We start from the raw sequence: 25,400 nt of genomic DNA, 5'->3' as shown, positions 1-25,400 counted from the left end.
GGGGCTGTTCCATGTCATGGAGGTGACAAGGAACAGTCCCTCTTTGACGTTTTAGAACGTTGAGCAGAAATATAGGACGTTGCTTGTTTGCTTGTACGCCCAACGTTTGCTATCGGGGGAATAGAGGAAGTATGCTACAATAGACGAATAAGATTCGATGGAATTTAAAGTGAGGTGGAGTTCATGTACGGCAAAATATTAGTCGTGGATGATGAACAGCCGATTGCGGATATTTTGAAATTCAACTTAGAAAAAGAGGGCTACGAAGTCGTCTGCGCTTTCGATGGTAACCAAGCGGTAGAGCTGGCATTGTCGGAGAAGCCAGATCTTATCCTGCTTGATTTGATGCTGCCAGGAAAAGACGGTATGGATGTGTGTCGTGAAGTGCGTCAGCATCGCCATATGCCAATCATTATGCTGACAGCAAAGGATACGGAACTGGACAAAGTGTTAGGCCTGGAGATGGGTGCTGATGATTATGTGACGAAACCATTTAGCACACGTGAACTGCTCGCACGAGTAAAGGCACATCTACGTCGCCAGAAGGCAGATCCGGCTGCTGAAGCAGCAGGTGCAGATGCGCAGGACAAGCAAGGCATTCGTTTGCATGAGCTGTTGATCGATACGGATATGTATCTTGTATATAAAAATGGGAAGGCACTCGATCTTACGCATCGTGAGTATGAACTGCTGTACTATTTAGTGAAGAATAATGGCAAGGTCATGACGCGTGAGCATTTATTGCAAGCGGTATGGGGCTATGAATATTTCGGAGATGTGCGCACCGTAGATGTAACGATACGTCGACTGCGAGAGAAGATCGAAGATGATCCTAGCAAGCCCGAATATATTATTACGCGTCGTGGTCTTGGTTATATGATGCGTAATCCGAATAACGGAGGACTCTAATGGTTGCATGGGTGAGTCGTTTCTTTCGTACGATTCAGGCAAAGCTAATTATTATTTATGTGCTGCTTATTCTTATTGCGATGCAGTTGATCGGCGTGTATTTCATCAGCACGATGAAGGATTTGTTTACGACCAATTTTACAGACGATCTAAATAAGACGGCGAGCATCGTACAACTTCTTGCAGCTCCCAAGCTGGAAGAGAATGAAGGCACACCCGATCAGAAACTGCGGGATGAACTGAATAATATTTTGCAGACGTTATTTACGATGAATGGTGTAGAGATCCAAGTACTCGACGATACAGGCCGAGTGTTAGCGACCTCTGTACAAGCTAATCGCAGCTACATTGGACGTAAAAACACGGAAACCGTCGTTAGCCGTTCCCTGCAAGGGATACCAGAGAATGAAGAGGCTATTATTGACGAGCATAATGTTCGAAAAAAGGTTATGGCGAAGCCAATTATGGCCAACTCTGCAGATGGAGGAGTAGTTGGTGCCGTTTATATCGTTGCTTCTATGGAAGATTTGTATGAAACGATAGACTCGATCAATCAAATCTTTTTATCCGGCATGATTATTGCGCTTGGTCTGACGGCTGCACTAGGTATTATTCTCGCCCATACGATTACACAGCCAATTACGGAGGTTACTCGTCAGGCGGCCAAAGTAGCGGAAGGGAACTTCGAAGGAACGGTTCCAGTGCTTGGGAATGATGAAATTGGGCACTTGAGTGAGGCTTTCAACTACATGACAAGGCGACTCCAAGAGGCGCTTAGTGTAAATGAAGAAGAGAATGAGAAGCTAGCCTCCATTTTGACAAATATGAGCGATGGCGTAATTGCTACGAATGAGCAGGGCAGAGTCATTCTAATGAATAGAGGAGCTAGTGAGCTTCTAGGGATGAAGGAATGCGATGCAGAAGGCAAGGATATTGCGGAAATGCTGAATATTTCCTCAGATGAATTACAGAAGCAGATCGAAGGGCAATTGAACTGGATGCTGCTGCCGTATAGTTCCTATATGGATGAAGGTGGCGCAGCTGGAGAGCATGAATCGATACTGCGGGTAACGTTTAGTCCTATTCATCGTCGTGGTGAAGGGACGACGGGTACAATTTTTGTCCTGCGCGATGTAACGGAACAGGAGAAGTTGGATCAGTCACGCCGGGAGTTCGTAGCCAATGTATCTCATGAGCTTAGAACACCGCTTACGACGATTAAAAGTTATACGGAAGCGTTGGATGACGGGGCATTGGATGAGCCTGAATTAGCAGGACGCTTCGTTGGCGTTATTCGCAATGAGACAGAACGAATGATTCGTCTAGTTACCGACTTGTTGCACTTATCACGCTTGGATTCGAAGCAGTCCAGCTTGCGGATGCAGCTAACGGATGTATCGGAGCTTCTGGATGAAGCCATGGATCGATTCTCGTTCCAATTCCGCAAGAAGCGGATCGATGCCCGGTTTGAAATAGAGTCAGGTATTGAATCACTTGTCATGGATCGTGATCAAATTGATCAAGTATTGGACAATGTATTATCCAATGCGGTTAAATATACGCCTGATCATGGAACGATCCGTCTCCGTGCAGCTTGGATAGAGGGTCGCAGTATGGTGGCAGTGACAGTAGATGACAATGGAATGGGCATTCCGAAGAAGGATCTTGCTCGTATTTTCGAGCGTTTTTACCGTGTGGACAAGGCTCGCTCGCGCGGTATGGGCGGTACGGGACTAGGCTTGTCGATTGCCCGGGAAATTATAAGGGTGCATGGCGGTACGATCACGATTGACTCGGAATGGGAGCAAGGAACTCAGGTTACCTTTACGCTGCCTGCTGTTGTCCCAACCAAAGAAGATGCTGCGGGTCATCTTGAGGAAAAGGATAATTTGTCCCAGTCTAAATTGATTGAAGAAGGAAGTGATTAGGGTGAAGGAGCAAGCAAAATCGATCCTGCTGGCAGTGCTTATTATGGCGAGCCTGACGCAGAGCTTCTTCCTGACCTATAACATGCCGAACTTCAATGCAGTTATGAAGCGGGAGAATGAATATATGCCGGTAAAGCCTCTTGGGCAGGAGCAAAAGGTAGAGAATTTAATTTATCCTAACCAAATTATTCTTCATTTAGGAAATGACAAGCATACGATGCTGTATCCGGACGTACCGTTTTACAATATTGTTCTTAATCGCTTGAAAGGCAGGTCATTTGAAGCTTTTCAGCTAAAGTCTGCGGATACAATAGATTGGAAGTTGATTCGACGCCAGTATGAGGGAATTGAATTGCAATTCGAATCAGCAATCCCTGCGAAGCTGCTGGAAAAGGTAATCCCTATTAATGATGATGATTCTGCATTCATGAACGAGAATATTCGTGAAATATGGATATATGCAGTAGAGGATTTGAATCAGGTGCGGGTACTATTTGTGACGGACAATAATGGCCGCGTCTATGAATCTACACGAGCTGACTTAACCGTACATGACGTGAAGGAGCAAGTTGAGTTCGGACGAGGCGTACCTGCTTATATGCGTGTAGATGATGCATTTTATATCCCTGTTGAGCCGTATGAGATGGTGCAGCTTGTTCTGCCTTATGAAGTATTTACGCCTGAAGAGATGCAAAATAGCCTGTTCTTTGATCCAACATTAACGAAGATTATTACGGAAGCCAACGGATCAGTCATTTACACGGACAGTAAGCGAGGGTTACAGGTCAATCCGGAGCATCATTGGGTAACTTATTCTGATCCTAGTGCACCGGCAGAAGGTAGGAGCGAGGCCTCAACAGATGCCCTAAAAGCAATATCCTTTACCAATCAGCATGGAGGATGGAATGGCAAATATCGTTTGTCTTTAATTGAGGATGGAACAGCCAACGATCCATCTAGCTCCATGATTCAAAATGGTCAGCATAGTCGAGTACGATTCCAACAATATTGGGGTTCTTATCCGATTATGATGAATTCGGCGCTTAAGTTCGGTTATGTGCAAGTCACTTTGCAAAATGGTATGGTCACGACATATGATCGTTCACTAATTAAGTTAGGCGGACATGCGATACAAAGAGAACTGCGCAATCTTCCAGCTGGAGAAACATTGTTAAACAAGTTAAAGCAGATGGAGCGCTATTCAGAAATTACAGATGTACAACCTGTGTACAAGCCAGTTCTGTTGGATGAGGGAATGAAGCTGACACCTGCTTGGCAAGTGACGTATCGGGATGGATCAACGGACTGGGTCATATAAATTAGCTCGGAATGAAAGGAGGAGTAGTTATGGATTGGGGTCGAGCGAAGAGCATATTAATTTATGCCTTTCTTGCTTTAAATATCGTGCTCGGTTATCAGCTCTGGCATGATATAAGCGAGCGAATGCATTCTGATAAGGACTGGAGGTCTCTATCAGCGGAAACGATCCGCACGATGGAGGAGAAGCAGATTCAGATTAAAGGACCAATTCCTTCTGAAACTCCTTCATTGCGAGAGATTACGTATCGTTATACGGTGAAGCAGGATCAGCATAAGCCTCTTAAGTACAAGGAACATAGTAAGGTGATTTTCTCTCATCAGGAAACGATAGCCGCGCTTAAAGATGAGGTACCGCATATTGAAGAGTATTGGTACGATGATTCCTATCGAGACAATATGTTCGTGCTGCATCAGATGATGCCGACAGGATTTCCAATATTCGATGTACGCTTGGATCTATTTTATGATAATCAGAAAATTACAAGCTATCGTCAGCAATATATGGAGTTGGTAGAATCGGATGAAGCGCCAGCTCAGACGGTTCTTCCTGCTTCCAAGGCATTAGGCAAGCTGATAGAAGATCATTTGCCTGAAAACTCCGTTATTAAGAGCATTAAATTAGGCTATCATGGTCAGCAGTTTGATACTGATATTCAAGTAGCTGCACCTGTCTGGCGCGTAGTGTTAGAGAATGGAAATGATATATATTATGTGAGTGCCAATAATGCGGCTGTTGAGCATTATCAGGTGGATAAGAAGGAGAAAGAAGCATGAGCTTACGATTTACGGTGTTGTCGAGCGGCTCTACAGGCAATTGTACAGTCGTGAAGACAGACGATGCGACGCTCATGATCGATGTCGGTTTGAGCTGCAAGAGAACAGATGAGCTTCTGCATGAGCAGGGCTTGTCTGGTTCAAGTATTGACGGTATTCTCGTTACACATGAGCATTCTGATCATATTAAAGGTTTGGGTGCATTTGCTCGCAAGCACGATGTGCCTGTGTACGCGAATGAGAAGACGTGGGAAGCGCTGCAGAAGCATGTCGGTAAGTTGGCAGATGAGAAGCGAATTGTGATGGATACAGGCGAAGCTAAGGACTTTGGTGATCTTCGTGTCGAATCGTTCGGTATTTCCCATGATGCAGCCGAGCCGGTAGCTTACAATTTCTACGAAGGTGAGACAAAGCTGAGCGTAGCGACCGATCTCGGTTATATGTCAGATAAGGTTCGCGATGCGATCTCAGATGCAGATGTACTCGTGCTGGAGTCGAACCATGATATTCAGATGCTGCGCATGGGCCGCTATCCATGGAACATTAAGCAGCGTATTCTTGGCGACAAGGGTCACTTGTCCAATGAAGCGGCAGGCGAGGCGATGAGTGAAGTGGTGACAGGTAATACACGTAGAGTATACCTTGCCCATTTGAGTCGTGAGCACAACCAGAAAGATATCGCCCGCATGACCGTACAAGATGTAATGGAGAGTAACGGTCATTTTTATAAGGAGTCAGAGCTTCAAGTGCTGGATACGTACTATGATCGGGCTACGGCATGGGATCAAGTGCGTGAGAAGTCCATCATTCGTCTGTAAGTTCAAGAAATTGATCGAGCTCCAGTGCTTTGCGTGAAATATCGTCTTGTTCTACAATTCCTTTTTCAACGAGTAGTTCCATTAGAGTAGAGAGGGCGAGGGTTAGACGGTAATTATCTTGCTTCAAATCAGCGATTTGGGCGATAAGATCAATATTGGACCACATGGATGATTGTGCATCGGCATTTGAGTTAAAATGGCGCTGATCACGATAATCAGAATAAGTTCGGAATGACATGTTTACAACCTCCTATTAATATAAATTTGATATAGGCATTACCTGGGTTAGTCAGTACGGAATAAACCGTATTCATAGAACTTGGCTACGTCGAGATGAAGCTCTCCGTGCTGTCTAGCAATTCTATTTATATAAATGTTATGTAAGAGAATTAAAATCTATGATTGTTCATAGCATGATAGTAGAAGCAACTGCATTAAATATAGTATTGACCATATAAGCAGTTCGTAATCATGGTTACAGGGGAGTTGGAGCGGATGGGTTTGTTCGATGATGATTTCTATTCGTCAAAGGTGTCGCGCAGGAGCAAGTTCGAAAATAGTCGCAATCAGCGTTCGGAAACATGGAACTGGAAACGCGCAGCTCGATCTCATCGGCGCATCAGTTTGTCGACGCTGCAGGTTGCGATTGTTAGCTCACTAACGAGTGCGGCCTTTGTTATTTTGGTGTATTCATGGCTCATCCATGCGCAAGCTCCAACAGCTGTAGTAGCTGCAGCTGAACCATCTATAGATACGATTGCGAATGCTTACGATGATTTGCTTGTGCAGGCGGCAGATAAGGCTAGTCCGACAATCGTCAGCATCTTAAACAAGCAGAAGGCGGCTGAGCAAGAGGAAAGCAAGCAAGGACTCGATGATGTTAGCTTGGGATCGGGAATTATTTTTGAGAAAAAAGATAACAGCGCATATATTCTTACAAATGAGCATGTAGTGAGCGGGGCTGATCAACTGGAAATTGTATTATCCAATGGACAGCGCAAGCATGCGGAGGTTGTGGGTAAAGATAAAATATCGGACTTGGCTGTGCTCAAGATCGATGGTGCTGGCGTAAATCAGGTTGCAGAATTTGGCGATTCGCGCAGCTTGCGTCGCGGTGAAACGGTTATAGCCATCGGCAATCCGTTCGGGCTTGGCGGTTCGCTTACATCAGGCATTATTAGCTACACGAATCGAATGATTCCTATTTCCTTAAATGGAGATGGAGTATTCGATTGGGAACAAGCTGTTATCCAGACAGATGCGGCTATTAATGAGGGTAATAGCGGTGGTGCACTAATTGATCTGCGCGGGCGTGTCATTGGCATTAATACGATGAAGATAGCTTCTACGGGAGCGGAGGGACTCGGCTTTGCGATTCCGATGCATGAGGTGGAGAAAGTGGTCGATCAGCTGATGGAAAAGGGCTCGGTAGTTCGCCCTTATCTAGGCGTGTACACCGTTGATTTGGAAAATGAGTATGCCCCAATTACAGATGAACAGCGAAGTGACTTGAAGCTGCCGAAGTCTGTTACATCAGGTGTTATTGTTCTCGAGGCCTCTGGGCCGGCTCTAGAGGCAGGATTTAAACTGAATGATGTCATTGTAAAGTTCGACAAGCAGGACATTGCTACAACGCTCGAGCTAAGAAGATATTTGTATGAGCAGAAGCAGGTTGGAGACGAGATGGAGATTACGTATTACCGGGATGGCAAGCAAATGAAGGTCACCGTCACGTTAGGGGATCGTCCTAATTCCTAGGCGGATTGGCTTGTATATTTGTCAGCTGCTAGGTGTTATGGTATCTAAGTTTAGGTGTGTTTCGAATTGTATTTGGATTGTGGCTTGAAACGAAACAGAGCTTGGAGTACATTAGAGATAAGACAAACAGCTGGTTAGGCAAGAAAGAGGGAACTTCATGTACGTAGTATGCAAAGAGCATGTAGAACTAGCAATCGATAAGTTCGTTGATGAATTTGAAGATGCACCAGATATTGTAGACTTGGATGAGCAGCAATTCAGTGATTGGGAGCGCCCAATTCGTTGTTGTATGAATTGTGAGCAAGAGGCACAGTTCCTGGTCGTATAACGAAGGAAGTTAGTTGCATAGTTGCGGGCATCGAGATTGCTTTTTAAGGTGATTGTGTCAGAAGTAAGATGAAGATGCCCACTGTATGAGATGTGTATAACTGCAGCGCACGAAGAACAAACAAGGGTAAGCGGGTGAAAGCCTGTGGATACCCTTGTTTTTTGCTTGTTATGGGGGAAGGATGGGGATAACTACAGATACGGGTGAGATGATAAAGGTTATCCACATGTGGACAAGCAAATTTTAAAAGGTAGTCTGGCAGAATTAGAGCGCGTAAGATGGGGATAATCCAGCTGTGAGCTGTGAATAGGTGATATTTGTCCTAGAGCCGCTTGGTTATTTTTTATTGAAAGTGCTGTTGATACTTTTTTAACGCGACTCCTATATAGCATGTTATACTTTGGTAAAATAAGTTCAATTCATTTACATAGATTTAGAACGAGGTGGCGACTTCATGTACGAATTTGACCGAATAATAGACCGTGTTCATACAGATGCATCCAAAGTAATCCCGCAATCAGCTGCACATAAAGACTGTATTCCTCTCTGGGTTGCAGATATGGACTTTGAGGCTGCGCCTGCGATTCAAGAGGCGATTGTGAAACGTCTTCAAACGCCGATATATGGATATACAGAGCGTTCGGACCGCTATTATGATGCAGTGATCGGATGGATGAACAAGCGCCATCACTGGCAGATTAAGAAGGATTGGATTGTGACGATTCCAGGAGTTGTACCTGCGATGGCTGTTACGATGCGAACTTGGGTGAAGCCAGGCGAAAAAGCGATTATTTTGCCGCCGTTATATCCGCCGTTTGCAAGTATGATTGCTTCCAATGGCGGTACAGTCGTGACAAGTCCGCTCGTGCTGCAAAATGGACATTATGAAATCGACTTCTATGACTTTGAGCAGAAGGCGAAAGACCCTGCTGTGAAAATGTTCTTCCTCTGCAATCCACATAATCCAGGTGGTCGTGTATGGTCACGTGAGGAATTGCAGCGGATTGCAGGTATTTGCCTTGCGAATGACGTGCTTATTTTCTCGGACGATATTCATCATGACATTGTGTTCCCTGGGCATACGTATACGCCGATTGCGTCCTTGTCACCAGAAGTTGCGGATATTACGATTACAGCTACTTCTGCGGGTAAGTCGTTTAATATTGCTGGCTTTAAGGCAGCGAATATTATGATATCGAACGCGAAGCTGCGTAACGCATTCCGCAGAACGGTACAAGCATTGGGCATGAATGATCTGGATGTGATGCCAATTGAGGCAACGATTGCTGCTTATACAGAAGGCGAAGCATGGTTCGAAGCGATGATGGAGTATATTCAGGGCAATAATAAGCTTATTGAGGAGTTTATTACGGCACGCATTCCTGAGGTGAAAGTGTTCGAGCAGGAAGGTACGTATTTGAAATGGCTTGATTTCCGCGAGCTAGGCTTGTCTCCTGACGAACTGAAGGACTTCTTGCAGTTGAAGGCGAAGGTATGGCTAAACCAAGGTATTTCGTTTGGGGAAAATGGAGCGGGCTTTATGCGCTTGAATATGGCTTCGCCTCGTTCTGTCATTCAAGAGGCATTGGAGCGTATGGAGAAGGCTATTCGCGAGCGTCGTTAAGCTACTTTCTATATATTTTACAAGGGAAGAGAGGGCTTAGGTCCTCTCTTTTATTATGAGAATGCATCGGGTACACTAGTGGTGGCAAGCAGTGTAGCATAACAGATTAGAGCAAAAGAATGGAGTTATTATAGATGTTTATTCAGTTGATTAGTGTAGGGAAATTAAAAGAAAAATACTTGGTACAAGGGATTGCGGAGTATAGCAAACGATTGGCACCTTATGTGAAGTTTCAAGTGACGGAGCTGTCGGACGAACAGGCGCCTGAGAAGATGAGCGATGCCGAAGTTGAACAGGTAAAAGATCGCGAAGGTGAGCGTATTTTAGCACAAGTGAAGCCTGATGCTCATGTTGTGGCGTTAGCGATAAATGGACAGCTGTGGTCTAGTGAGGATCTAGCAGCTCATATTGATAAGCTTGGTACGTATGGGACGAGCCATGTTGTGTTTATTATTGGAGGTTCGAATGGTCTTTCGGATGCGGTTCTACGACGTGCTCAGACAAAGCTGTCGTTCGGTCGGATGACGTTGCCGCATCAGTTGATGCGTTTGGTGCTGGTGGAGCAGATTTACCGTGCGGTGAAGATCAATCGTGGGGAGCCGTATCATAAGTAACGGCAAGTTTTTTCGGAAAATTTCGCAGTAGGTTTGAAAAGGCGTTTTGTATGCATGGATTTGGGATGGGTCACGCTAGACGGAAAATTCGGCACAAATGGGCTTCTGCAAGCTTTTTGGAGCTAAAAAACGATGCGGTACCTGGAGGGGGACGGGGTCGGACGTGTTGTCCGCCAATTGTCTCTCGGCCGCGCTCTTTCGTCACGAAAGTTGCTCGTGTTGGGCTTTCAACTTGCTCAGCCGCTCGATGAAAAGGTCGTCGTCCACGCCGCTTGTCTCAAACAGCTTGAAGAACTGCTTGCTGGTGAAGGCTTAGCGGTTTTGCCGTGGAAGTCCTTGCCCTGCATGGTTATCGACGAAAAAACGTGCCGTTGTAGACAGCGCGGAGAACCCTACCATAAGTAACGCGAAAAATTTATGACTAAAAGGATGTAGAGGCCCGGCTCCGGTGTACTTTAAAGGCGGCAATACCGCCGCACGGTACACTCGTACGTGTTTTTCGCCGATAGCCCTCCGTTATGACAGATTAAATATTCTTTAATGTAAACAATACTTTTCAAGGGTGGCAACAAGTGAAGACGGAATGTCGATTTCCATTTTATCCTCAGTACAGCTGTCTCCGGGGATATGAATACCTTTGGAGGACAGTCGTTCGATCTGTGATGCCATTCGAGCGGAAAAATCGGGAGCGAGTAGTTCGGGATTTAGGGCCACAATGAACAGGCCTACACCAGGTGAATGACTCCCATCCTCAAAGGACGGGGCATCGAGTGACCAGTTTGCACCTGTCGTGCCCGCCGCGAGTATTTCAACCATGAGTGCGATATTAGCACCACGAGAACCCCCAAATGCAAGTAAAGCTCCCTTGATCGCTTCACGCGAATCCGTTGTGTTGTGTCCCTTTTCATCGATGGCCCAGCCTTCGGGGATATCTTCCCCTTGTTCTGCCGCCTGCCGAATATTTACAAAGGCCGTAGCACTAGATGCTTGGTCTATAACTAAGGGTGCCCTGTTGTCGACAGGCGCGGCGAATGCAAACGGGTTAGTGCCATAAACAGCTTGGCTACTCTGTCCGGCAGTCATTAAAGCAGATCCGTTGGTAGCAGCCAGCGCTACCAAACCTTTACGGGCAAGCCGCCTTACGTAATAGCCCAGCTCTCCAGCCGTATAGCTGTTTTGTAACGAAAATACGGTTACACCATAAGTGCTTACCCGTGTTAGCAATTCTTCGAATGCATGATCAAAGCCAAGTTGAGCGATCCCTCCTTTAGCATCGACTTGAATAAGAGCAGGGGCTGGAAAGCAGAGCGAAGGTTCTACTGTGCCAGCAATGCGGCCACACAAAAATCCTTCCAGATAGTCGGGAAGATGAGCAAATCCAACCGAACTCCTACCGGAACATTCCGCAGCGATAGTTGCCTCAGCAAGAGAGACGGCTACTGCTTTGCTCGCACCAGCGGTAACACACACGCGAATAGCAAACTTTCTTGCACTTTTAAGATCATATCGCATTGGCTACTATCCTGGCATGCTGCTCAATTTTGGAGGGGAATAAAGTAACCGATTCAGTTATTACTATCTTGTTTCCTCGCGGCATTTCTTCACGCTCCCAACAGAAGTTTCTTCTTTCCATGTAATATACAAGTTTTCATAAATTATAGCATGGAAATAAGCTGCCACGAGAAGTCATCGTGAGCTAAACTTGTCATGAATAACGAATAGCTTAAGCTGAACCGTATCATAAGTAAGAGCAAGATTTTATTGTACAAATCGAATCAAGTATGCAAAAATCGCCGATGATATGATCAAAAGGAAAGGAAGGAGACTTCTATGTACGAATGGAATGAAAGGAAACAGATAGGCTGTTCACCCTATTATTGTTCAAGACAGTTTAACCGGGATATTCGTCAGGAGGTATTCTCGCCTTATCATTATTTGATCAGGGGGCGAGATAAGATGAATAAGGTACATTTACAATCGGCTGAGATCAAAGTCGAGTTCATTCCTGCGCTTTTATGAGGGCAGTTAAGGAGCAGGAACTTTGACCCCCAATGGATGGGATACAAATACATTGAAGTTGGTTGTAAACAGTGATACTCTTACAACGGTAAACTCTAAAACGATGCTCTATAATACAACTAATAATAGTTACTATTTTAGTTATAAAGAAAGGTAATACTATGATAAAAGTTGAAAACTTATCCTTCTCATTTCCACAGAAAGAACTATATACAAACATTTCATTTACGTTAGAAGAGGCACAGCATTGCGCTTTTATTGGAACAAGTGGCAGTGGTAAAAGTACACTGATCGATATACTGATGGATCCAGAAAGATATTTGTTCGAGGGCAAGTTAGAGATAGATCCAGCCTGCAAAATTGGATATGTAAGTCAGTTCTCCCAATTAGACAAAACGAAAGAAACAACCGTTTTTGAATATATCGGAGAAGAATTTATTAAGATACAAAATGAAATACAATCTATTTGTACGGAAATGGAAACATCATCGGATATTGAGCCGTTACTCGAAAAGTATCAATTCGCTTTAGACGCATTTGATGCAATCGGTGGGGAAGATTTTGAAAGCAACATTAATAAGAAACTAAATCTAGCAAACCTTATGAAGCTAAAAGATCTTAGCGTATCCGCCCTAAGTGGTGGGGAATTCAAACTTGTTCAAGTGATGAAGGAAATGCTTAATAGTCCAGATGTAATTATTATGGACGAACCAGATGTATTTTTAGATTTTGAAAATCTAAATGCGCTTAAAAAGCTTATTAATTCTCACAAAGGAATACTGCTAGTTGTTACCCATAACCGATATCTATTAAATCATTGTTTCAACAAAATCATACACCTTGAAAACACGGAGATCCAAGAGTTTGATGGGCGATATATTGAGTATAATTTCTCATTACTTCAGACAAAAATTGAGTTGCAAGAAATTGCAGTCGCTGAGCAAGAAGAAATTGAGAGATACGATAGCATTATTGATAATCTTAGAGCTATCGCAACTTATAATTCAGAAGCATCTAGAGGAAGAGCATTAAAAGCTAGAGTTAGATTCCAAGAGAGATTGGAAGCGCGTAGAATTAAAGCACCATTTGTTGATATTAAGCAACCAAATATCAGCTTTGATATTGAGAATGAAATGGAAGACACCACTGTTATAAATGTCAGTAATTATAGTGTTGCCTTTGATGAGTTGCTTTTAGACAATGTTAACTTTGAAATAAAGTCTACGGATAAAGTAGCCATTATCGGTCCAAACGGTACTGGGAAAACGACTTTACTCCGAGATATCTTTAAAAATAAGCATGATTCCATTGAAATAAATGCTGATGTGAAAGTGGCTTATTTATCTCAGATGCAAGGTGAAGTTCTAAATGATTCGAATACAATTCTAGAAGAATTCATCGATGCTGGGTTTAAGACGTATGATGAGATTAGATCGTATATTTCAAGCTATGGCTTTGAAGGCGAAATTGTTAATCAAAAGATAGAATCTTTATCTGGTGGAGAAAAGAATATGCTTCAGTTGGCTAAAGTTTCTGCCAGTAAAGCAAACGTATTGCTTCTTGATGAACCGACAAGCCATTTAGACACCTATTCCCAAATAGCACTGGAGAAAGCTATTGAGGACTATAAAGGTGCGATTCTCATGATTTCTCATGATTTCTATTCGGTTGTAAATGGTATGGACTATGTATTAATCATTGACGATAAGACGATTAGAAAAATGAAAATGAAAAAATTCAAACAGATGATCTATGCTAGTCATTTTGATAAAGACTATTTAGAAAATGAACAAAATAAAAAATCAGTTGAAATGAAAATAGAATTGGCTCTAAAGGATACTAATTTTGAACTTGCAAAAGAATTAGTTGATGAGCTAGAAGAGCTGATTAAGTTACTTTAAATCAATAAACATCTAAAATAAGAAGGAGTCCGGGATGAATCCGGACTTCTTTTTATTATGATTTCACTGTAGTGATGATACGTTAAGCTGTATCATAAGTGATGACTGTTTTTATTTATGATTTAATAGAAAATCGCAAAATGAAGGGGTCCTCAAGATGATCGAGAAGCTGATAACCTTGGAAAATTCGATCCGGCTAAATGTAAGATATTCAACTGATTCTTATAAGCCTGTAATCCTGTTCCTCCACTTCAGCGGAGGGACATTGAACATGTGGGACGGAGTATTGCCTCTATTCTCAAAATCGTACCGTACCGTTACGCCTGATTTACGCGGACATGGGAAGTCAGATAAGCCAGAGACGGGATATCATATTGAAGATATGGCGAATGATGTCTATCTTATGCTTCTAGCACTTAAAATTGACGTATGTCATGTTGTGGGCAGCTCGATGGGGGCAGAAGTTGGACTCTGTCTAGCAGCATCCCATCCGGATAAAGTTGCATCATTGATTTGTGAGGGTGCATTGTACAACGAGTTTGGACAATTTGGGTTATTTTATGGCAGTGAGGAAGAGATCGAACAGGAGAAAAGCAAGCTGCGTACTCAAATATTGGAGCGCAAGCTTCCGAAAGCCCATTCGCGAGAGGCGTACATGAACCAAGAAAAGGTGGCGTTCGTGCAGCAAGGTGTTTGGAACGAGCATGTAGTAACCTTTCTCGAGAGCACGATGTTGGAGTCTGAGGATGGAACCATTACGAGTCATTATCAGAACTTTGTTCGATCGGAATATATTCAGAACTATTGGGATATTGCTTTTGAAAGCTATTATGCAAGAATACAATGTCCGATCTTGTTTCTTCCAAGCGAAGAAGAATGGAATAATGAAAAAATTAGGCATAGCTTGAGGGCTTTCTCTTCTCTGGTGTCCAAATTCGAAATAAAACTTATTCCAGGTTCCATCCATGCTTATGTTTGGATGCATCAGCCAAAAGAAGCGGGAGAAACAGCTAAAGCCTTTATTGATCATGCAAACAATGAAAGCGAATGAGGGTAGTGTTGGGCAAGAAAAAGGACAAGTTGTAGGGGACTCTCGCTTATAGAAAAGTAAATGCCCCTCCGCTGTTTTGGTGGAAGGGGCCAATTCAAAAAATACTTTTGGACGTTCGGATCAAATGCTTGCTCGATGCTAGCGATTTTATACGACAGTATTTATTTAGTTAGCTAGGAAGTATAACGGCGTCCGTTCATATAAAAATTATCTTCGCGTCCAACTCGGAATGAAATCTCCAAATCAGGTATCCCGAGCGATCGGACATGTCTATCGATCGCCTCGGCCATTTTATCACGCACTTCATCCCCACGCTCAAACCACCATACGTCGATGAAAGGGTACGAATCGGTATATTTTCCGTCGAATATAGCGGTGACGTGCAAGCACTCTAAGGTGAAATTATCCGTTCCGCATTGGCATATTGCGGCCATTTCCTCTACGAGCGGTATACTAATTGCACGTATGCCCTCGGCTGGAATTCCTCTAAAAATTAACTGTGGCATTTAATATCCTCCTGTCGATTGGACTTCAGCCCTTATCATTTTCTTATTGTATAAGTACAAGTCTGTCTGTGACAATCGGAGATAGACACAAACTTTTCTAAATAAAAGTGAAGAGCCCAAACAACATGGGTTCTTTCCTTTTTCAATGCGCCCAGTATGGGTGATAACGATAAGGTGAAAGCCCTAACTAAACGTGGGCTAGTCACGCCATTAATTGATATTGACTATCATTCTCAATACTGCTAAGATGCTTTATAGTTTAAAGAGGAAATGAGAATGAATATGTCTGTTCCCCAAGAAATGTATGGGGTATTCATTGGGAAATCTAAACAATGGATGCGGATACATTTATGAGGGTTTAGATAAACATTTTCCGTTGACCTGCGTTCGAGAGCATTCTTACATACCTTCGAAAAAACACAGCACAGGTATCAGAAGCACATACAACTAGGAGGTAAGACATGAATAAATTTTTGTTGATTAGTTTTATAGGTATTGCGGCATTAACGTTAGCAGGATGCCAAAGTACGGATGATAGCCAAAAGAATAAGGAAGTAAAAAATAATAGTAGTAAAGCTGTAACTATCGTTGACGGTAGGGGTAAAGAAGTTGTTCTTGAGGATGGATATGCAAAAAATTTCGTACTGTTTCCTAACGAGGGGACAGAAATGTTTTCGATAACTCAATCTATTGAGCCCTTCCTAGGTATGCGAAAAAGCGATCAGGATTCGAATATTGCAGGTGGCGTAGTGGCCAAATATTACCCTGAAATATTAGAGGTAAATTCCAATATTATTGATGCTGAAGGGGACGCACCCAATGTTGAGGAAATTTTGAAGCTGAACCCTGATGTTGTGTATCAATGGAGCTCGGCAGAGGCTAAGATCAAGCCACTTGAAGATGTAGGTATTGATGTGGTTGCCTTGAACTGGGGTACTTACAAGGATGATGTCGAAAGATACACTTTGTATGGCCAGGCACTAGGGATGCAGGATCGGGTAGACGCGGTTTTGGCGCACCATGAAAAAGCCAAGAAAGCAGTTCTAAGCGTCACTGAAAAGTTGACAGAAGCAGAACGACAGAATCATGTGTTTGTAAGCCACGTAAATGAAAATCAAATGAATGTATGGGGAACAGAGCTTCCACACACTGCTGTACATAAGGTGGAGAACGCCGCCTTTACCGAAGGAAAAATAACGAATAAAGACGCTGATATCAATGCGGAAACGCTGCTTCAATGGGACCCTGACATGATCGTGATCGGAGAATGGGCTAAAGAGATTACACCAGACTATTTTTATAACCATCCGGTTCTCAAAAATCTAACGGCAGTTAAAGAAAAGCGAGTATATAAGAGTCCAACCTCTTCTTTGCTAGATAATCCGGGCATTAGCTGGTACTTCTATGCGGTATTGTCGCATCCCGATAAGTTTGAGGGATTTGATATGCGTAAGCAGGTTCGTGAAGATTATAAAATGCTCTACAACATCGATGTAACCGAAGAAGATATCGATCAGATTTTGAATGTCGCAGAAAATAAAAATAGTAAATCCTTTGAATTGTTCATGTAGTAAGGAGATAGACTGATGGTCAAAGACAGAGGCAAAACTCAACGACAGTTTTATATCCTATCCTCTATTACATTGTTTGTCTTGATGGTGGCTGCGATTTGTATCGGAAGATACACAATCGCTCCACTTGATGTTTTTTATGCTCTAGTAAACCCAGATGCTGTAACGGATCCGACGATTCCAGTAGTTGTACAAGAGGTGAGACTTCCTCGCGTAGTATTAGCTGTAGTTATCGGAGCGGGTATTGCGGTATCTGGGGCTGCTCTTCAGGCCATATTCGGTAATCCACTGGTGAGTGGGGAAATATTAGGGGTGTCATCTGGGGCAAGTTTTGGTGCCGCGCTTGGCATTATTACAATTAGCAGCACGCTTGGCACGCAAGCACTAGCTATCGTTTTTGGATTTCTAGCGATGTATCTGACGTATATCATTGCAAGGAGGCATGGGCGTGTCACCGTGCTGATGCTCGTTCTGGCAGGTATTATAACAAGCTCGGTATTTGGTTCGGGTGTATCCTTGCTAAAGTATTTTGCAGATTCGCAAAATGAGCTTCCTGCGATTACCTTTTGGCTGATGGGCTCACTTGCTAGCGCCTCTACGGACACAATTATTAGAACAATACCTAGTATTTTGATTGCCCTAATCTTTATATATAAGTACAGATGGCAGCTCAATTTACTGTCTTTGGATGAACATGAAGCGATCTCATTAGGCATTAATGTGAAAAAAATGCGCGTTATAATTATCTTTTTTACAACGGTGATTATCGCCGCAGCAGTATCTATTGCTGGTGTAATCAGCTTTGTTGGACTGGTCGTACCACATTTTACACGGATGATCGTTGGAACAGACAATAAGCATTTAGTGCCGGCGTCAATGCTGATGGGTGCTATATTTCTGCTCATTACGGATACACTTGCAAGGTCCGTAACAGGTTCAGAAATTCCACTATCCATTTTAAGCTCGCTTCTCGGTGTACCGTTCTTCATCTATCTTCTTAGAAGAACAGGGGGAATATGGGATGATTAGAGTTGAGCATCTTAACTTTCAATACCCTAACTCAGACAGACAGATATTCAAAGATTTGTCCTTCCAAGTACCGAAGGGTGAGGCGTTAGCGATTCTAGGTACGAATGGGATTGGAAAGACGACCTTTGTGAAATGTTTATTGGGATTTCTAGCCTATAAATCCGGGGATATCTTCATTGATGACGAATCCGTCAAACAAATGGATGCGAGTAAGTATTGGAAGCTAGTATCTTATGTGCCACAATCGAAAAAAGCAGCCTTTGGATTTACTGGTCTTGAGATGACGGTCATGGGTCTATCCCCGTATGTGAAGATGGGCAGAACACCTACAAAAGAGAATTATGAGCGAGCATATGAGCAACTAAAAAAACTTGGGATTGAGCATTTAGGTGATCGGAATTGCAATAAAATGAGTGGCGGCGAGCTGCAGATGGTGCTAATTGCTCGATCTTTGATTAAGAATCCTAAAATTCTCATTATGGATGAGCCTGAATCACATCTTGATTTGAGAAATCAGCTAAAAATATTGAATATGATCGAAGAGTTAAATAGTAGAGGGGAATACTCCATTATCATCAATACTCATTTCCCTCAACACGCCTTTCGGATTGCCAAATCAACGCTATTGTTGGGGTATGACGGATATATCTTTGATAAGACGGAAAATGTGGTTACCACAACGAATATGAGACATTATTTTGGTATTAACTCTGAGATTTTATCTTATGAACGAGCTGAGAAGAACTACTCGACGATACTGCCGATCGATATACAAAATAGCTAAGAGGTCGACCAATGAAAAAAATTGCTTACGTGACAACTGGAAAGAGCTCGCAATTAATAAGCTATTGGGATTATGCTCACTATATGGATCAATTCATTTATGCAGATGATTTGCCTACGCTGGATTTAAATCAATTTGATGCAGTCATTCTTTCTTGTGGTTGTCATATTGACCGTATTCTCCCGCATAAACAGCAGCTTAACGATTATGTCAGAAACGGTGGATTTCTTTTACTGTTTGCGCTTGAACAAGCTGATCAGCTATTGGACGTTGTACAAGTAGAGTGGGTGGATTCTAAAATAAAGGATTGGTTATGGTGGACCAAGCCAGGAGGCAAAATAGAATTATACGTTCCGGATCATATTGGGCATTCTTTCTTTGAATATGTACAGCCGAATCATTTACATTGGCATTGGCATGGCGCATTCAAGGGAAATCATAACGGGACTACGCTGCTTGCGGTCGAGGATACGGACGAGTCCATTATTATTGATTTTAAGGATCTAGAAGGTGGTGGTAGAGTTTTTATCACGACGCTTGATCCCCACAGTCATAACGGACAGCGATTTATGCCAGTAACAACTAAGCTGCTGCAAGGCTTTTATCCATGGCTTAATCATGAATTAGGCATTGATCGCAATAAGCTCGAACCGTTTACGGTAGCGTATCTACAAACAACAGGGATCAACACCGAGGATACGCCGCCATTTTTAGGGGAGACCTTTGAAGGGACAGGTGGAAACCTACAATACTTCGGTATTCGTCCAATTCCAGACGAGGTGTGGGATGCTGACATTATTTATATCCCTAGTATCTGTGATCAGATCTGGATGCAGCAATATTCGGATCAAATGATGGAATACATTAAAAATAATGGCCAGCTCATATTAAATATTGAGGTTGCTGTATGCTGGCTACCATTTTTAAAGCCATTCCACACGGTACCACCTGTGCCATATACAAATCTCAAAGTGCGGGTACAAAATGATCCGTTTGAATTTTTCAGGAATATGCCGGAGGACTTTGATGGATGGAGCGGGATTATAGGGCAGTATGCTAGAGGATTCTCGCCATTACCAGAGCATGCTCTAGGTCTCACATCGATAGGAGCGGAGCATGCCAAATACGCATCCGATTATATCTGGCAATATCCGACCATAGATGGCAGTGGCGGAAAAGTATTCGTACACAATGGTGATAATATGATCCGTTATCCGGATCATGGGGAGTATAAAAACTGCCTCGTGCGTGATATTTGTGTAGGTCTTATGAAATATCGCAGAGCAGTTGTTCCTTTTGCCGGGGTACAAGTACAAGAGTAATATACGTAAGAAAATAATGAATTCACTGAAAAAAAGAACACCTGTATAAAATTATGGATTGATTCGAATGAGCCCCAGATCGTAGGGGCTCATTTGCTGTTTACAGACAGGTCGTAGAATCGCACCATAAATAGTGGTAAACAAGGTGGAGGTAGTAGTCGTAAATAGTATTAGACTGTATCGCATACTAATCAACAGATGACCAAGTAGTTTTAAGCTTCTCTATGATAAGTTGGATTCTTACAGGTAATTAGATTTCATCTTTTATGAATCAAATTTAGTTATATCATCCACATTTACCTATTAAAGTTGTTTAATAATATACCGATTAATATTTATATTGGATAATGTTACTTTTCTTAAATAAGTAATGAAGGAAGCTCAATGATATCGAAATGGTATGGCACGGTTACTATTTTCAGTCAGAAAAGGTGTGAAGACAGCTATGAATACAATCAAAGGTCAAATGCTACGTCTATTGTTACCCGTCATCATTGTAACGGTGTTGGTCATGTCAGGGGTGTCGTATTTTAAAAGTAACTCGATGGTGACAACGCAGCTTGATCAGACCATGCAAGCCAATTTAACCAGTGGAATAGAAACTATTAATGTATCGTTTCTAGCTCATGAAAAGACACTACAAACCTTTTTAATGAGCGTTAACGATAACCCCAAACTAACAAAAGAAGAATATCTGAATAGAATGAAGAAGGTACTGTCAACGAATGATGAAACCTTTGGTGTAGGTGTCTTTTTTGCGCCAAATAAGCTGGACCCGCAGGTTGGTAGACGAGCTTATTATGTGAGTCAAAAAGATGGTGTTATGTCTGTTGACGATTCTTACAATCAAATTGATTACACAAAAGAATATTATTACACCGATGCAAAAGCGTTAAAAGATGGGGAAATGACATGGACGGAACCTTATATCGATTCCAATTCTGGCGTGTCCATGGTTACAACAATATCTCCGCTATATTATAAAAATGAATTTGTAGGCACGGTTACAGCAGACTTGAGTCTTGATGAGATCATGGATATGGTCTCTGGCATTAAAGTTGGCGAAACAGGAGTACCTTTGCTCTTGAGCAAACAGGGATTGATTTTGCATGATATCGTCCCAGAAAATATTATGAAAAATAATATTCAAGACAGCTCGAGGGAGGCGCTTAAGACACTCGGGGGAGAAATGCTGCAAACGGAAAGCGGCCAATCCTTTATTAAAGGTGAAGGTGAATTTGGCGATGCTAAAGTATATTATGATACGGTTACAGCAGCGGGCTGGAAACTAGCATTCTTTATTTCAAATGATGAAATACAAGCTCCCTCGAAAGAATTAGTAAGAACTCTATCCGCAATAGGCATTATCGCTATACTGATTGTTAGTTCGGCTATTTTTATGTACACAAAAAAGCTGACCCATCGATTAAAACAATTGGAAGATATGAGCCGATTAATGGGCGAGGGAGATTTTACTGGCTTCATCGAAGTATCGGGGAAAGATGAGTTAAGTAATATCGGACATGCCTTCAACAAAATGTCGGAGACATTAAGAGGAGTCGTGCGCGATATTGCTAGAGACGCGGAACAAGTTAGTGTTACGAGTCAGGAATTAAGTGCGACTTTTGAGGAAGTTACGGGTCAAATAGAGCTGATTAACTCTTCTTCTGAAGAAATTGCAATGGGTTCACAAGATACAAGCGCTAGCAGTGAAGAGATAAGTGCTTCAGTAGAAGAAGTGGCAGCCCATGTAGAAGTACTAGCTAAGACTGCACAAAATAGTAATCAAGAAGCGATCAAAATCAAAGAAAGAGCTGTCCACATTAGCCATACAGCAGAACAATCGATTGAGCATACCAAAAGGTTGTATGAAGAAAAGGAAAAAGCGATTCTTGCAGCCATTGAAAATGGAAAAGTCGTTAGCGAAGTAAAAATAATGGCAGACGCTATCGCCAATATTGCTAGCCAAACAAATTTGCTTTCTTTAAATGCAACCATTGAGGCGGCGAGAGCTGGAGATAGTGGAAGAGGATTTGCTGTAGTAGCCCAGGAAGTACGAAAATTAGCCGAGCAATCTGAGCGTACTGCTTTACAAATCCATGAAACAATTGAAAAGACACAAAAAGCCTTTAACGATCTAACGCATGATGCAAATGGGATATTGGAATTTATTAATAAACAAGTCATGGCAGATTATGATCTTTTACATGATACAGGAAGTAAATACAATAAAGATGCTGATAATATAAGGCTAATATCCGATGATATTGCGAACATGTCCGACAATGTTTCACATACGATTAAAGAGATAACAGCAGCTATTGAAAATATGGCTAGTATCGCACAAAGAACCTCGGAAAATACAGAAGAGATACAAGGCAGTATATCGGATACGAATGATGGCATGAGGCATATTGCGCAAACTGCACAAGAACAAGCTCATGTAGCACAATCCCTAAACGATGTAGTACAGAGATTTAAAGTGTAAAAACGGGTTAGAAATGAACAATAGCGAATTACAATTGTAAGCAAAATAGAATGAAGCGTGTAGAGCGTTTACCGATTAGGTACAGATCTACACGCTTTTTCTTGTATGTTCAAGGGTAGGTTGAGGTACAAGCTACGATTATTACAATAGAGGAAACAGAAAGTAAAATAGCTGATGAAGGCATTTAGGAATAAGTGAAGCTCTTATTACTTACAAGCTTAAAGGAGAGAAACAATGAGCGACTCATTTCAATTCATATCCCTTAGTCAGCTAAAAGAAAAGTTCCCCGAGGGCTCCTGGTGGGTGCAGCACTATCAGGATTTTAATGAAGATCATATTGCGGCTTACTATAACGGAGATTTAACCTTGCCTTTCCTCGATCTAGATTGGGAGAAGCCATTTCCGCAGCAGCAGGAGACGATACTTATTTTTATTGATGGGAACCTTACGGTGGACAACCTCTACAATGAAAATACAGATGGAGCTATAGGGCTTATGGTGATGGGGAACCTAACTGCTAAAAATATAGCTGTGGGTGGTCAGGAAATCTACGTTCAGGGCGATTTATTGGTCGAAGAAATTTTGTGTGGCTCTTACAACCATGGGGAAGCCATTGTTAATGGCAATCTACATGCAACGGTGTTAATCGAAGATGATGAATACCGGATCAAGACGAGTGGACAACAGTGGACCAGATGTACGATAAACATCTGGGAGGGGGAAGGCGTTTTTCAAGAGCTTCCTGTGGACATAGGAGAATTGCTCGTCGACGATGTTTTGGATATAGATGACGAAGAGGTCGGATTTTTGTTTGGCATGCTTATTTCTCTTCTTAAAGAAGGCCGCTCAGCATTGAAAGATCTGAATGAGGGGCTCAAGAGAGAGAGAACTGTTCCGATATACTTTACCGATAGCACGATCAATGAAGACAATATAATGAAGCTGACCCGATCTGTCTTGATGCCGAAAGACAAGCATTATTTTGATTTTGAGGAGCAAGGTGCTTACTTCAAAGTTAATCGGGAGCATGTTGATGCGGAGGGGGGAAGATGGAACCCTAGCATTTACATGAAGGATGACCATAATCATTATTTTATTTATTTAGAAGAAGAGCAAATGGTTAGTCTGCAAAGAAAATCGGTGGATGAAGGAGCGATATGGGAGGACATTACCGATAAGCCGCAGGAGCAGCTAAAGGATATCTCCTATTACTGGATTATGCTGCTGACCTGCGTCAATGTGTCCGAGCTGTATTTGCCGAGCATTGATAGGCATGAATTGAAGGAAGTGATGCAGCATCCCAAGATTAAGGCATTGGATCCGGCAGGAGAGGAGAACGATGGATTCTGGGATGGTTCCAAGTATTATCGTTTTCGTCAGGCGCATACGGATGAGGATGGAGACGATTTGGATGCCCGAATTGAAATTCAGACTTCTGATGGAACCTTCTATTTCTATACATTAGACAATGAAAAATATGTTTCTCAGCATTATCAGCCTCCTAACCAGTATGGGCGTGAGAGCATTTCTTATTTGGACTCTAAACGCTGGGAGGCCTCCGGACGCTACTTCACGAAGTTCATGCAGTTTATATCCCGTGAAATAGCGGAGGGTGTTAACGCTGAAGAAGATAAGTAGAATAGGTTCTGACGAGTCCAACATCGGATAAAAGGAGATACTCACAGCTTATTGAAGCAATCATATAGAAAATATAAGATCTAACAAAATGAATCCGATTTCATTACCAAATAAAGTGAAATAAAAGGATATGCCATTCATTATTGAATTTTACATATCGACTTATGAGATCGTACAATTCATTACAACAGCAATAGCATGAATGATGTTCCAAAACGCTGAATTCCTTGATGGGGAAACGGGGGAACCAATCGAAACCATCTTACCAAGATGGTTTCACGGGGTGAATCCCTAGCTTGTTTTAAGCAAGCTGGGGTAGGGCGTCTCTCAAGCCCGAATCCGACAGCTAACCTCGTAAGCGCAATGAGAGAGAATCGCGATCGCTTTCTTCAGCTTGATCGTTCAGCGGAAGAAGTTCGAGAGTAAGAGTTCTCTACTCAAAGGGCTTCTTTTTGTTTGCCTAAAAAAGGTTTATGAGCGTAACAAACAGGTATGAAGGAGGAGTTAGTTTTGCAGAAAGTAAGTGACCCTTTACCAGAAACAAACATAGAGCAAGATTTAGCTGAATGTAAAATTAATCATATTGAAACCTATCAGTTTGATACCAAAAAAATCGAGAGCGGAATTATTGAAATCATCGGTAACGGTACTTGTGGATTAATGATTATTTCTAGCCAAAATGTATCAGGTTCTGCAGAATACTTTATTCCTAGTGGGAGTCGCCGTTTTGATATCATTCAGTGGGCAAAAGTATTTATGGAAATAAAGGGTCGTTCCATCCCAGTGGCTTTGGAAATTGTAGAAAAGGAAAATAAATGTTGGGGGCCAACCAGAACAAATCTTGCTCGGGCATCTTTAATGGATTTGGCATCCAAGTTGCGTAATCCGGTCATGCGACAGGATTGCAATAAATCACGGTTGAATCGGACCGTTCTTTTTGATTATTCGCAAGCTTACTTCTCGTTCTAACTATATAAAATAGTCATGCATAGAAGAGGAGATCCCGTATAAGGATTTA

At 42.4% G+C, this 25,400-nt stretch carries 21 protein-coding genes and 1 riboswitch; of the genes, 18 read left to right on the top strand and 3 right to left on the bottom strand.

Going from position 1 to position 25,400, the window contains the following annotated elements; translation table 11 throughout:
* Positions 1-183 precede the first annotated feature (183 nt).
* The 5 genes from yycF to FPZ44_RS18735 are packed head-to-tail and all read left to right on the top strand — an operon-like array spanning position 184 to position 5,749.
* Positions 184-909, top strand: a complete 726-nt coding sequence (gene yycF, locus FPZ44_RS18755) for a response regulator YycF (RefSeq protein ID WP_144992616.1) — start codon at positions 184-186, stop codon at positions 907-909.
* Positions 909-2,837, top strand: coding sequence for a cell wall metabolism sensor histidine kinase WalK (gene walK / locus FPZ44_RS18750; RefSeq protein ID WP_144992614.1), 1,929 nt, complete (start codon positions 909-911; stop codon positions 2,835-2,837). Before yycF ends, walK begins: the two co-directional genes overlap by 1 nt.
* 1 nt (position 2,838) lies before the next feature.
* Positions 2,839-4,155 carry a YycH family regulatory protein gene (locus tag FPZ44_RS18745; protein ID WP_144992612.1) on the top strand — a complete coding sequence of 439 codons (1,317 nt, stop codon included), beginning with the start codon at positions 2,839-2,841 and terminating at the stop codon, positions 4,153-4,155.
* A gap of 29 nt (positions 4,156-4,184) precedes the next feature.
* On the top strand, positions 4,185-4,931 hold the full coding sequence (gene yycI / locus FPZ44_RS18740) for a two-component system regulatory protein YycI (RefSeq protein WP_144992610.1): 747 nt from the start codon (positions 4,185-4,187) through the stop codon (positions 4,929-4,931).
* On the top strand, positions 4,928-5,749 hold the full coding sequence (locus tag FPZ44_RS18735; RefSeq protein ID WP_144992608.1) for an MBL fold metallo-hydrolase: 822 nt from the start codon (positions 4,928-4,930) through the stop codon (positions 5,747-5,749). Before yycI ends, FPZ44_RS18735 begins: the two co-directional genes overlap by 4 nt.
* On the opposite strand, the gene FPZ44_RS18730 is transcribed toward FPZ44_RS18735, so the two are convergent.
* Positions 5,736-5,987: a hypothetical protein gene (locus FPZ44_RS18730; RefSeq protein ID WP_418789186.1), complete on the bottom strand. Its 252-nt coding sequence runs from the start codon at positions 5,985-5,987 to the stop codon at positions 5,736-5,738. The two genes, FPZ44_RS18735 and FPZ44_RS18730, sit on opposite strands and share 14 nt — an antisense overlap.
* 257 nt (positions 5,988-6,244) lie before the next feature.
* Between FPZ44_RS18730 and FPZ44_RS18725 the strand changes: the two genes are divergently transcribed.
* From FPZ44_RS18725 to rlmH, 4 genes are all read left to right on the top strand, one after another.
* The gene (locus FPZ44_RS18725) at positions 6,245-7,507 is read left to right on the top strand and encodes a S1C family serine protease (RefSeq protein ID WP_144992786.1); all 1,263 of its coding nucleotides are present in this window, start codon (positions 6,245-6,247) and stop codon (positions 7,505-7,507) included.
* 157 nt (positions 7,508-7,664) lie between these two features.
* Positions 7,665-7,835, top strand: coding sequence for a CxxH/CxxC protein (locus FPZ44_RS18720; protein WP_144992606.1), 171 nt, complete (start codon positions 7,665-7,667; stop codon positions 7,833-7,835).
* Positions 7,836-8,289: 454 nt separating this feature from the next.
* Positions 8,290-9,459, top strand: a complete 1,170-nt coding sequence (locus tag FPZ44_RS18715) for a MalY/PatB family protein (protein WP_144992604.1) — start codon at positions 8,290-8,292, stop codon at positions 9,457-9,459.
* A 134-nt stretch (positions 9,460-9,593) separates the two neighbouring features.
* Positions 9,594-10,073: a 23S rRNA (pseudouridine(1915)-N(3))-methyltransferase RlmH gene (rlmH, locus tag FPZ44_RS18710; protein ID WP_144992602.1), complete on the top strand. Its 480-nt coding sequence runs from the start codon at positions 9,594-9,596 to the stop codon at positions 10,071-10,073.
* 537 nt (positions 10,074-10,610) lie between these two features.
* Here the strand turns inward: rlmH and FPZ44_RS18705 are convergent.
* A complete protein-coding gene (locus tag FPZ44_RS18705) occupies positions 10,611-11,585 on the bottom strand; it encodes an Ldh family oxidoreductase (RefSeq protein WP_144992600.1) in 975 nt (324 codons plus the stop codon).
* Positions 11,586-12,253: 668 nt separating this feature from the next.
* On the opposite strand from FPZ44_RS18705, the gene FPZ44_RS18695 reads away from it, so the two are divergent.
* Complete coding sequence (locus FPZ44_RS18695) at positions 12,254-13,993, top strand: ABC-F family ATP-binding cassette domain-containing protein (protein WP_144992596.1); 1,740 nt, start codon at positions 12,254-12,256, stop codon at positions 13,991-13,993.
* Positions 13,994-14,150: 157 nt separating this feature from the next.
* A complete protein-coding gene (locus FPZ44_RS18690) occupies positions 14,151-15,044 on the top strand; it encodes an alpha/beta fold hydrolase (RefSeq protein WP_144992594.1) in 894 nt (297 codons plus the stop codon).
* Between the two features lie 173 nt (positions 15,045-15,217).
* Here the strand turns inward: FPZ44_RS18690 and FPZ44_RS18685 are convergent, their stop codons facing one another.
* On the bottom strand, positions 15,218-15,550 hold the full coding sequence (locus FPZ44_RS18685) for a DUF1904 family protein (protein WP_144992592.1): 333 nt from the start codon (positions 15,548-15,550) through the stop codon (positions 15,218-15,220).
* Positions 15,551-16,011: 461 nt separating this feature from the next.
* On the opposite strand from FPZ44_RS18685, the gene FPZ44_RS18680 reads away from it, so the two are divergent.
* The 7 genes from FPZ44_RS18680 (at position 16,012) to FPZ44_RS18650 (ending at position 25,351) form a co-directional block, all read left to right on the top strand.
* Entirely contained in the window at positions 16,012-17,121 is a 1,110-nt protein-coding gene (locus tag FPZ44_RS18680) for an ABC transporter substrate-binding protein (RefSeq protein WP_144992590.1), read from the top strand.
* 15 nt (positions 17,122-17,136) lie between these two features.
* Positions 17,137-18,150: a FecCD family ABC transporter permease gene (locus tag FPZ44_RS18675; protein WP_144992587.1), complete on the top strand. Its 1,014-nt coding sequence runs from the start codon at positions 17,137-17,139 to the stop codon at positions 18,148-18,150.
* Positions 18,143-18,934: an ABC transporter ATP-binding protein gene (locus FPZ44_RS18670; RefSeq protein WP_144992585.1), complete on the top strand. Its 792-nt coding sequence runs from the start codon at positions 18,143-18,145 to the stop codon at positions 18,932-18,934. Before FPZ44_RS18675 ends, FPZ44_RS18670 begins: the two co-directional genes overlap by 8 nt.
* Before the next feature lie 11 nt (positions 18,935-18,945).
* Positions 18,946-20,256: a hypothetical protein gene (locus tag FPZ44_RS18665; protein WP_144992583.1), complete on the top strand. Its 1,311-nt coding sequence runs from the start codon at positions 18,946-18,948 to the stop codon at positions 20,254-20,256.
* 445 nt (positions 20,257-20,701) lie between these two features.
* On the top strand, positions 20,702-22,744 hold the full coding sequence (locus FPZ44_RS18660; protein ID WP_186786138.1) for a methyl-accepting chemotaxis protein: 2,043 nt from the start codon (positions 20,702-20,704) through the stop codon (positions 22,742-22,744).
* A 234-nt stretch (positions 22,745-22,978) separates the two neighbouring features.
* Positions 22,979-24,382 carry a hypothetical protein gene (locus FPZ44_RS18655; RefSeq protein ID WP_144992579.1) on the top strand — a complete coding sequence of 468 codons (1,404 nt, stop codon included), beginning with the start codon at positions 22,979-22,981 and terminating at the stop codon, positions 24,380-24,382.
* A gap of 206 nt (positions 24,383-24,588) precedes the next feature.
* A riboswitch (cyclic di-AMP (ydaO/yuaA leader) is annotated at positions 24,589-24,759 on the top strand.
* 133 nt (positions 24,760-24,892) lie between these two features.
* The gene (locus FPZ44_RS18650; protein ID WP_144992577.1) at positions 24,893-25,351 is read left to right on the top strand and encodes a hypothetical protein; all 459 of its coding nucleotides are present in this window, start codon (positions 24,893-24,895) and stop codon (positions 25,349-25,351) included.
* Positions 25,352-25,400 lie beyond the last annotated feature (49 nt).

The organism is Paenibacillus agilis (assembly GCF_007786455.1).
Lineage (GTDB): Bacteria > Bacillota > Bacilli > Paenibacillales > Paenibacillaceae > Paenibacillus_B > Paenibacillus_B agilis.
The sequence above is the reverse complement of the archived record's forward strand: the minus strand, read 5'-3'. Positions and strand labels throughout refer to the sequence as shown.